Here is a 10,337-nt window from a genome sequence, read left to right on the forward strand (position 1 = left end):
GGGCTCACCGCACCGCATCCGTGCTCAAGTCAATCCGCTCCGGCCCGGCAGTCCCAGCGTCGAGAACCCAGAAACCGGCCGCCGGGCTGGTACTCGGAACCAAGTACGAGCCTTGGCACCGAGTACGAGCCGACGACCGGTTCCCGGTCGAAGCCCGCGGACGGATCAGACGCCCGGCACCGCGGCCGGTTCACCGACCTCCGGGTCGGTCTGCGCCGTCACGAAGCGGTCGAAGAGCAGCCCACAGACGATCGCGCCGCCGAGGAAGACCACCGCGCCCCAGAAGAACGCCGTCGTGTAGCTCTCCACGGAGGCCTCCGCGGCGAGCTTCGGGGTCGGCGTCTTGCCCTCGATGTACGAGTCCGCCGCAGTGATCGCCAGCGTGCTCAGCAGCGCGGTGCCGATCGAACCACCCACCTGCTGCACCGTGTTGACCAGTGCCGAGGCGGCACCGGCGTCCTGCGGCTCGACGCCCACCGTGGCCACCGCGGCGCCCAGCGAGACGACCAGGCCGAAGCCGATGCCGGCGATCAGGGTCGGGGCCAGCACGCCGCCCGCGTACGAACTGTCGGTGGTCAGCCGGCTGAGCCAGAACGAACCCACCGCGGCCAACAGCAGCCCGGCCGGGATCAGGATGCGCGACCCCAGCTTGGGTTCGAGGATCGGCGGGACGGTGGTCGCGCCGATCGCGATCCCGACGATCATCGGCAGGAAGGCCAGGCCGCTCTGGATCGCCGAGAAGTCCAGGATCAACTGGAGGTAGTAGGTCAGGAACAGGAACTGTACGAACAGCCCGATCCCCAGCAGGAACATCGCCAGATACGCGCTGCCCCGGTTGCGGTGCAGCACGATCCTGATCGGCAGCAGCGGGGTGCTCGAGCGCAGTTCGAACAGCACGAAGGCGATCAGCAGGACCCCGCTGCCGACCAGGTAGCCCCACACGTCGACGCCGCCCCAGTGACCGTCCGCGGCGTTGGACAGGCCGTAGGCCAGGCAGAACAGGCCGACCGAGGCGGTCACCGTGCCGGGCAGGTCGAGCTTCTCCGGGCGGTGCTCGGCCTGCCGGTTCTGCATCGTCAGCGACGCGCCGATGAAGACGACCGCGGTGAGGATCACGTTGACGTACAGGCACCAACGCCAGTCCAACCAGTCGGTCAGCGCGCCGCCCAGGATCAGGCCGAGCGCGAGCCCGCCGCTGCCCAGTGCACCGTAGACACCGAACGCGGTGACCCGTTCCTTCGGGTCCTTGAACACGGTCAGCAGGAACGACAGCGCCGCCGGCGCGACGAGCGCGGCGAACCCTCCCTGCAGCGCCCGAGCGGTCACCAACATGGGGAACCCGTTGGCCGCGCCGCCCAGCACCGACATGACACCGAATCCGACGATCGAGATCATCAGCGACCGCTTGGCCCCGATGAGGTCGACCACCCGGCCGCCCAGCAGCAATAAGCTGCCGAAGGCGAGTGCGTAGGCCGTGACGACCCACTGCCGGTCCGCGTCCTCGAACCCGAGGTCCGCCTGTGCCGACGGCAGCGCGATGTTGACGACCGTCGTATCCAGGAAGATCGTCATCTGCGCGATGCCGATCACCGCCAGGATCAACCAGCGGTTGACGTAGTGGGGGTCGGACGCGCCCTCCGCCGCCACTTTCGACTCGGAATCTGGTGACTCTGACATACCACTTACCTCTGTTGATCGGGCCGGACCATCGGCCGATGGTCCGGCGAACGGCGTTCGGCGGACTTCAGCGAAGAACCGTCTCGAATCCGTGCAGCTTCGCGAGTTCGACAATGGCGTCCACCCGCTCGCGGGTAATGGCACCATCGCCCGTCGATCCACCCCCGGACAATGCGAGTGTGATGGCTTCCGCCGCCCCCGCCGGCAATTCGTCAGCACTCGGTGAAACGCTGAGGCCAGGAGGCAGAATACCGCCAGTGGACACGGAAAGTACACCGGCCCGTACGTACAGTAGATCGTCGCGAGAAGCCGCTACCGTGGATTCGGTACCGGTGCCGAAAAAGGACAAATCGCCGATGATTGCGCCGTCGGTGAGGTGCTTCTCGTCCAACACGGAAACCGGGCTCGAATGTGCCGTGAACACCACGTGTGCATTTCGCACCGGCAAAAGATCATCGGCCACGACGACAAACGGGTCGCTCTCCCGGCTGTCGGCGAGATAGGCGGCGATCGCCTGGCCGCTGGGCTCGTCGCCGGCGCGTCCCTCCGCCAGCCACCCGGCGATGAGCGGCTCCGCGAACAGCGCCGCCGCGATGCCGGTCAGCTCGCCGCCGGCCGCGATCCGCGCCCACGACTCCTGGTAGATGCGATGTTCGGTGGCCTGCAGTCGCTCGGCCGAGCCCGGCCGGCCACTGCCCACCAGCACGATCCGGGCGGCCTCCCGGGCGCCGATCGCGGCGATGGCCGAGCCGATCCGCCCGCCGGCGCCGACGACCGCGACCGTCAACCCGTCGAGTCCGCCGAAGCGTTCGGTGGCCGCGTGCCGGACGGCGGCCAGCGCCGAGCCGACCGCCAGCGCGCTGCCCGCGGTCACCGTGACCCCGGGAACCCGCAACGCGCGGCCGTGACCGCCGACCGCGCCGAGGCCGAAGCCGAGGCCGACGGTGTCGCAGCCGTCCGCCTTCGCCCCGCGCACCCGGCGATCCAGGTCCAGGCCGATCAGGAAGGTCTGCCCGGAGACCTGGTACTCGCGCAACTGCTGCTGGGTCACCAACAGCGGGTAGACGGTGAGGTCCACCGACGTCCCCTGCGGCGACGTGAACCGGACCGGTCCGGACGCCGGCAGGTCCTTGAGCAGCTCGGACCGCCGCGCGTAGGCGAGCAGCCGGGCATCGTCGAGGTCGGCCAGCGAGGGGTCGAACTCCCGCAACGCGTCCGGAGTCAGCGGATAGCCGACGAGCCCGACCCGGTGGTCGGCCGGCTCCGTCGGCGCGGACGCCTCGGCCGCGGCCGGTCGGAAGTCCGCGATCTCCGGACGCGCCGACGCTCCGGCGCCGGTGAGCGGGTGGATCAAGGTCATCGCGTCCTGGTGGCGCAGGATCCGGCAGACCTGGGTGAGGCCGGTCCGAAGCTGCTCGATCTCCTCGTCGCTGATCTCGATCGACGGCTCGATCCGCAACATGGTCGGCACGCTGGCCGTCGGACCGGTGCGGATGTGGTGGGCCGTCTGCAGGTAGCTGCCCAGTTGGAAGACGAGCAGACCGGCCCGCGCCTTCTCCCGGATGATCGGCGACGAGGCGTTGCTCTGGTCGGCGAAGTCCAGTCCGATGAGCAGTCCGCGCCCTCGCACGTCGGCCACCACGTCGGAGAATTCCTCGGCCAGTTCGCGGAGCATGCCCAGGATGCGGTCGCCGCGTTCGGCGGCCCGGTCGTAGGCGGCGCCGTCCTCCGCTTCCAGGAGTTCCAGGGTCCGCAGCGCGATGGCGGTGGAGAAGCCGTCCTTGGCGAAGGTCGAGCTGTGCACCAGCTCGAACTCCGGGCGATAGCGCGACTGTCGGACCAGCATGACGGAGGTCTTGCCGATTCCGCCGCCCAGCGACTTGCCCAGCACGTAGTAGTCGCCGAGCAGTCCGATGTGCGCGCTCGCGAAGAACTTCCCGGTCCGCCCCATCCCGGTCTGGATCTCGTCCACGACGATCGGGCACTCGATCTCGTCACAGATCCGCCTGATCCGCGTGGCGAACTCGACGGTCAGCTCGTGGATCCCGCCCTCGCCCTGGATCGGCTCGACGATCAGTCCGGCGATGACCGGGAAGGCCCGCTCGACGAGCGTGACCCGGCCCTCGACCACCTCGACGTCGAGCACGGTGACCCGCTGCTCGGAGACGATCTTCTCGAACGCCCCCGCGTCGTTCGGCGGTACGAACGTCACCGTCGACCCCAGCGAGGCGAACGCCGCCCGGAACAGCGGGTTGTAGGTGAACTGGGTGCTGCCGACCAGCTTGCCGTGGAAGGCCCGCTCCAGCGCGAAGAACACCGGGGTGGTCCCGGCCCGCGCGACGTTGTGCGCGGCCACCGCTCCCAGCAGCGCCGCGAACTCCTCCGGGCCGGTCGGGGCCGGCACGTCCCCGGGCAGCAGGGAGGTGTCGTCCGGCAGTGCCGCCACTCCGTCGCGCACCGCGTTCAGCGCCACGTCGGCGTTCCACTCGATCTGCTCGAACAGGCTCTTCATTCGCAACACGCGGTCGAACTCGCAGTGCTTGACCGCCGCTTCGACCGCCTCCGCGCCGGTGTTGGCGAAGATGATCGGGTACGGCTCGGCGCCGGGGAACTCGCGACCGAGGATGTCGTTGAGCACCGCGCCGACCCGGTCGGCCACCGGGTGCGAGGAGTGCTGCGAGTGCACCGGCCAACCGGTGTCGAGCAGTTCCTTCGCGTAGGCGACGATCTCCGGATGGTTGTGCCCGAGCATCAACGATCCCCAACCACCGACCAGGTCGAGCACCGGCACCTCGGTACCGGTCTCGTCCAGGTAGTACAGGGTGTTCTTGTCCGCTCGGACATACTCGATGTCCAGACCGAAGGTGCCGAGCAATCCGGTCAGTAGGGCTTCGGCGTAACGGATGGGTGCGTTCACCAATATCTCCTGGTGGTCAGCGGTTCGGGTTGGCGGAGGAGCGGCCCAGCTCCCGGTCGATGAAGTCGAAGACCTCGTTCTCGGTCGCGGTCTCGATCGCGGCGGCCAGGTCGATCGCGCCGGCACCCGGGACCGCGTCGGGCCGCGCGTCGGGCCGGGTCTTGTTCCAGCGGGCGAGAATGGCGCTCAGTCGGGCGGCGATCTCGGTGTGCCCGGAGTCCTGGTCGTCCGCCCCGTCGACCGGAACGGCCATCAAGACGGCCTCCAGCTTGTCCAGTTCGGCCAGCGCGGAGCGGCGGCTGACCCCGTCGGTGACGGCCAGCCGTTCGAGCAGGTGCTCCACCAGCACGTCGGGTGAGGCGTAGTCGAAGACCAGCGTGGTGGGCAGGGACAGGCCGGTCTGTTCGGCCAGCCGGTTGCGGAACTGCACGGCGGAGAGCGAGTCGAAGCCGGAGTCCCGGAAGGACACCTCCCACTGCACGTTCTCCGGCGTCGCGTGCCCGAGCACGCCGGCCGCCTCGGCGCGCACCAGGTCGCGCAGATACGTCTCGGCCTCGGGCCTGGTCATCTGCGCGAATCGGTCGCCCGGCAGTTCGGCGCTCGCCTTCCGGCGCTCGCCGCGCGGCACCAGGGCGCGCAGCACCACCGGAACCTGCGCGGTGTCGCGGCGCAGCGCGGCCAGGTCCAGCGGCGCCGGGGCGACCACCGCCTGCCCGGTGGCGAGCGCGGCGTCGAACAGGTCGCGTGCCTCGTCCTCGGCGATCACCCGCAGACCGGACTGGGCGCCCTCGACCATCCGACCCCAGGCCATCGACACCGCGGGCAGCCCGCCGGCCCGACGCCGGGTGGCCAGCGCGTCCAGGTAGGCGTTCGCCGAGGCGAAGTTGGCCTGGCCCGGGCTGCCGAGCATGCCGACCACCGAGGAGAACAGCACGAACAGCGCGGGCGGGGCGGACTCGGTCAGCTCGTGCAGATGCCACGCCCCGTCCACCTTGGGCCGCAACACGTGGGCGACCCGCTCGGTGGTCAGCCCGGTGAACACCCCGTCGTCCAGGACGTTCTCGGTGTGCACGACGCCGGTCAGCGGATGGTCGGCGGGGATGCCGGCGAGCAGCGCGCGCACGCCCTCCCGGTCGGCCACGTCGCAGCCCGCGGCGGTGACCGTCGCACCGAGACCGAGCAGCTCCTCCCGCAGTCCCGCGGCGGGCCCGCCGGTCCCGTGCGGGTGTACGAGCAGCAGGTGCTCGACCCCGTACGCGGTGACCAGGTGCCGGGCGAACAACGCCCCCAGCGGCCCGTCGGCGCCGGTGACCAGCACGGTGCCACCACTCGCGAGCACCGGCGGTGCCGACTTCGGCGCGGTCGAGGGTGCCAGCCGAGGGGCGAGCATCCGCCCGGCGCGGACCGCGAGTTGGGGTTCCCCGGCCTGGGCCGCCAGGTACAGCAGCTCGGCCGAGGCCGGGTCGTCGTCCAGGTCGACCAGCACGACGCGATCGGGGTTCTCCGCCTGGGCCGACCGCAGCAGGCCCCACACCGCGGCCCCGGCCGGGTCGCGGACCTCCTCCGCCGCGTCGACGGTCATCGCTCCCCTGGTCACCACGACCAGGCGGTTGTCCGGGAGGTTCTCCTCGGCCAGCCAGGACTGCGTCACGTCGAGCGCCCGTTCCACCGCACGGTGCACGTCCGCCGGTCGGCCGGCGACGCCGCCCGGCGCCGACGGTTGCACCAGCAGGACGTCCCACGGGGTGTAGGAGGCCGCCGCCGTCTCGATGTCGGCGAACCGCAGCGGCGCCACCGCGGCCAGGTCGCCCGGGTCGTCGCCGAGCAGGGCGAGCAGGCTCTCCGGCTCGTCCTCGGCCGGCGGCGGGACCGGAGTCCAGTCCAGCGCGAACAACGAGGCGCGGCCGGGCGAAACGGCCGCACCGTCCCTGGGCGTCAGCCGCACCGACACCAGGCGCACCGACTCGGCCACCAGCACCGGCAGTCCGGCCTCGTCGACCACTTCGAGGCGGTACGCCCGCGATCCGACCGGAGTCAGCCGCACGTGCAGGACGGTCGCCTCGGTGGCGTACAGGGCGACGCCCTCCCAGCCCAGCGGCAGCAGGGCCGTGCCGTCCGGCTCGACCTCGGCGGCGCCGATCAGCAGCGGCTGTACGGCGGCCTCCAGCAGGGCCGGGTGGATGCCGAACCGGCCGACCTCGGCGACGGCTCGTTCGGGCAGCCGGACCTCGGCGAACACCTCGTCGCCGCGCCGCAGCACCGACTCCAGGCCCTGGAACACCGGGCCGTATCGGCGACCGGCGTCGGCGAGATCCTGGTACGCCCAGTCCACCACCGCGGCCTTGGCCGGCGGCCACGCGACCGCCTCGATCTCGGCCCGGCCGGCTGCGGCGGCGAGCACGCCGGTGGCGTGGCAGGTCCAGTCCCGAGGCGCGCCGTCCGCATCCGGGCCGGCGGCGGGTCGGCTGTGGATCCCCACCGTGCGCCGTCCGGCCTCGTCGGCGGCGCCGGTCACCACCTGTAGCTGCAGGCCGCCGCGATCGGGCAGCACCAGCGGTTCGGCGACCGTGAGTTCGGCCAGCACCGGGCAGCCGGTCGCGTCGCCGGCCCGGATCGCCAGGTCCACCAGGGCCGCTCCGGGCAACACCGGCACCCCGGCGACGACGTGGTCCGCCAGCCAGGGATGGGTGCCGAGCGACAACCGGCCGGTGAACACCAGCTCGTCCCGGCCCGCCACCGCGATGGCGGTGCCGAGCAGCCCGTGCTCGCCGGCGTCCGAGTCCGGGCTCACGGCGTCGCCGGACTCGGCCGGCCAGTACCGCTCGCGCTGGAACGGGTAGGTGGGCAGGCCGGTCCGGCGGGCCCCGGTGTCGGTGAACACCGCCGCCCAGTCGACGGTCGCCCCGGCGACGAACAGCTCCGCCACGCCTTCGAGCACGGTGTGCACCCGCGGCCGGTCGTCCCGAACCAGGAGCACCGAGCCCTCGATCGTGTGCCGGGAACCCGACTCGACGAACCGGGTCACCCGCTGCTCGGCCATCCACCGCTCGGCGGCGGCGATGCCCTCGGCTCCCGGCGACCCGATCGGGTCGCCGGCGGCGAGCGGGCGGCCGGTGCGCAACGACAGCACCGGGATCCGCGGTTCGGCGAACACCACGTCGTCCCGGTCCGCGCCGGTCACCAACCGGGCGGCGTCGACCGACGAGAGCGCGCCCGCGACGTACGCGGCGGCGAGTTCGCCGATCCCGGCCCCGGCGACGCAGCCGATGGACAGGCCCCAGGACTCGACCAAGCGGAACAGCGCGACCTCGGCGGCGAACAGGGTGGCGTCCTCGCCCTTGTCGCCGAGTTCGGCCAGGGTCCGGTCGAACGCCTTGGCATATGCCGGCAGCGTCTCGTACAGATCGGGATCCGGGCCCGGTACCGGCCCTGCGGTGAACAGGAACGCGGACCGGCCCTCCCGGGCGGCCGATGCCTCGCCCTCGGCGATCGCCCGCAACCCGGCCGACGCCTGGGCGTCGCCCCCGGTGACGAGCACCGCGCGGTAGTCGAACACCGAGCGGGCCGCCAGCGAGAACCCGATGTCGAGCGGGTTCGGCGCGGTGTCGGAGTCCAGCACGGACGACAACCGGGCGGCCTGGGCCCGCAGCGCCTGCGGCGACTTGGCCGACAACACCCACGGCACCGCCGGCAGCGACACCGGGTCCGGCGCCGGTGCCGGGACCGGCTCCGCCGGCGCCTGTTCGAGGATCACGTGCGCGTTGGTGCCGCTCATCCCGAACGCGGACACGGCGGCTCGGCGCGGCCGGTCCAGCTCCGGCCACGGGCGGGCCTCGGTCAACAGTTGCATCGCGCCGGAGGACCAGTCCACCGCCGAGGTCGGCTCCGCGACGTGCAGGGTCTTGGGCAGCAGGCCGTCCCGCATGGCCAGCACCGCCTTGATCAGCCCGCCGGCGCCGGCGGCGTGCTGGGTGTGCCCGATGTTCGACTTCACCGATCCCAGCCACAGCGGGCGGTCGGCCGGCCGATCCCGGCCGTAGGTCGCCAGCAGCGCCTGCGCCTCGATCGGGTCGCCGAGCCGGGTGCCGGTCCCGTGCGCCTCCAGGAGGTCCACCTCGGACGCCTGCACGCCGGCGTTGGCCAACGCCTGGCGGATCACCCGCTGTTGCGACGGGCCGTTGGGCGCGGTCATGCCGTTGGAGGCGCCGTCGGAGTTCACCGCGCTGCCCCGGACCAGCGCCAGCACCGGGTGCCCGTTGCGCCGGGCGTCGGACAACCGCTCCAGCACGAACAGGCCCAGCCCCTCGGACCAGCCGGTGCCGTCCGCGGATTCGTCGAACGCCTTGGCCCTGCCGTCGGGCGACAGGGTGCGCTGCCGGGAGAACTCGATGAAGCCGATCGGCTGGGCCATCACCGTCGCGCCGCCCGCGAGGGCCAGTCCGCATTCGCCGCTGCGTACCGCGTTCGCGGCCAGGTGCAGCGACACCAGCACCGACGAGCAGGCCGTGTCGATGGACATCGTCGGGCCTTCCAGCCCGAGCACGTAGGAGATTCGGCCGGAACCGAAGGACGTCGTGGAGCCGGTGAGCCGATATCCCTCGGCGCTCTCCTCGACCCCGTCGCCGCCCTCGCCGTATGCCTGCGCGGTCAATCCGGTGTAGACGCCGGTGTTGCTGCCGCGCAACGACTGCGGGTCGATGCCGCCGCTCTCCAGCGCCTCCCACGAGGTCTCCAGGAGCAACCGCTGTTGCGGGTCCATCGCGAGCGCCTCGCGGGGCGAGATGCCGAAGAAGCCGGCGTCGAACTCGGCGGCGCCGTCGATGAATCCACCGGCACGCGGATAAAACGTGCCCGGCTTGTCGGGGTCCGGATCCCAGAGCCGCTCGATGTCCCAGCCCCGGTCGTCCGGCATCTCCGACATCGCGTCCACCCCGTCGACCACGAGCCGCCACAGCGCCTCGGGCGTAGCGGCCCCGCCCGGGAAGCGGCACGCCATCCCGACGATCGCGATCGGGTCGTGCTCGCCGCCGGGACCCGCGACCGACGCGGCCACGGCCGCCGCCGAAGCCGGCAGTTCGCCGCTCAGCTCGGCCAACAGGTGCTCGGAGATCACCGAGACCGTCGGGTAGTCGAACACCACCCCGGGCGACAACCGCAGACCGGTGACCTCGGCCAGTCGATTGCGCAACTCGACCGAGGTCAGCGAGTCGAAGCCCAGCTCGCGGAACGGCACGCTCTCGCCGACCCGTTCGCCGCTGCCGAACCCGAGCACCGCGGCCACCTCGGCCCGCACCAGTTCGGCGACCTGCTCGACGCGCTGCTGCGGCGCCAGCGCGGCCAGCCGATCGGCCAGTGCCCGCCCGCCGCCCGCGCCCGGCCGAACCACCCGGCGGGACGGGCGACCGACCAGGCTCCGCAACATCGCCGGGACCGGGGTCGATCCGGCCCGCAGCGCCCGCAGGTCGAGCCGCGCCGGCAGGGTCACCGGGCGATTCGCCGCGAGCGCTCGATCGAACAGGGCCGCGCCGTCCGTCGCGGAGATCGGCCGCAGTCCGGTGTGCCGCAGTTGGTCGAGCCCGCCCGCGGTGACCCCGGCCTGCATGCCGCCCGCCACGGACCACAGGCCCCAGCCCAGCGAGACGGCGGGCAGGCCCTGCGCGCGGCGATGTTCGGCGAGCGCGTCGAGGAAGTGGTTGGCCGCCGAGTAGTTCGCCTGGCCCGAGTTGCCGAGCGTGCCGGCGAG

3 protein-coding genes are annotated in these 10,337 nt (G+C 72.2%); all 3 read right to left on the reverse strand.

Annotated features, from left to right (window positions below; translation table 11 throughout):
* Positions 1-165 precede the first annotated feature (165 nt).
* Entirely contained in the window at positions 166-1,677 is a 1,512-nt protein-coding gene (locus tag ACFXMF_RS33585; protein ID WP_360323615.1) for an MFS transporter, read from the reverse strand.
* A 67-nt stretch (positions 1,678-1,744) separates the two neighbouring features.
* Complete coding sequence (locus ACFXMF_RS33590) at positions 1,745-4,594, reverse strand: aminotransferase class III-fold pyridoxal phosphate-dependent enzyme (RefSeq protein WP_360323613.1); 2,850 nt, start codon at positions 4,592-4,594, stop codon at positions 1,745-1,747.
* Between the two features lie 16 nt (positions 4,595-4,610).
* Positions 4,611-10,337, reverse strand: a 5,727-nt coding sequence (locus tag ACFXMF_RS33595) for a beta-ketoacyl synthase N-terminal-like domain-containing protein (RefSeq protein WP_380020940.1), incomplete at its 5' end; no start/stop codon positions are given.

The organism is Embleya sp. NPDC059213 (assembly GCF_042754445.1).
In the GTDB taxonomy this organism is placed as follows: Bacteria; Actinomycetota; Actinomycetes; order Streptomycetales; family Streptomycetaceae; genus Embleya.

What these genes read in the sequence shown, in the direction of transcription:
- ACFXMF_RS33585 (WP_360323615.1), bottom strand. Translation starts at nt 1,677, where the DNA reads ATGTCAGAGTCACCAGATTCCGAGTCGAAAGTGGCGGCGGAGGGCGCG.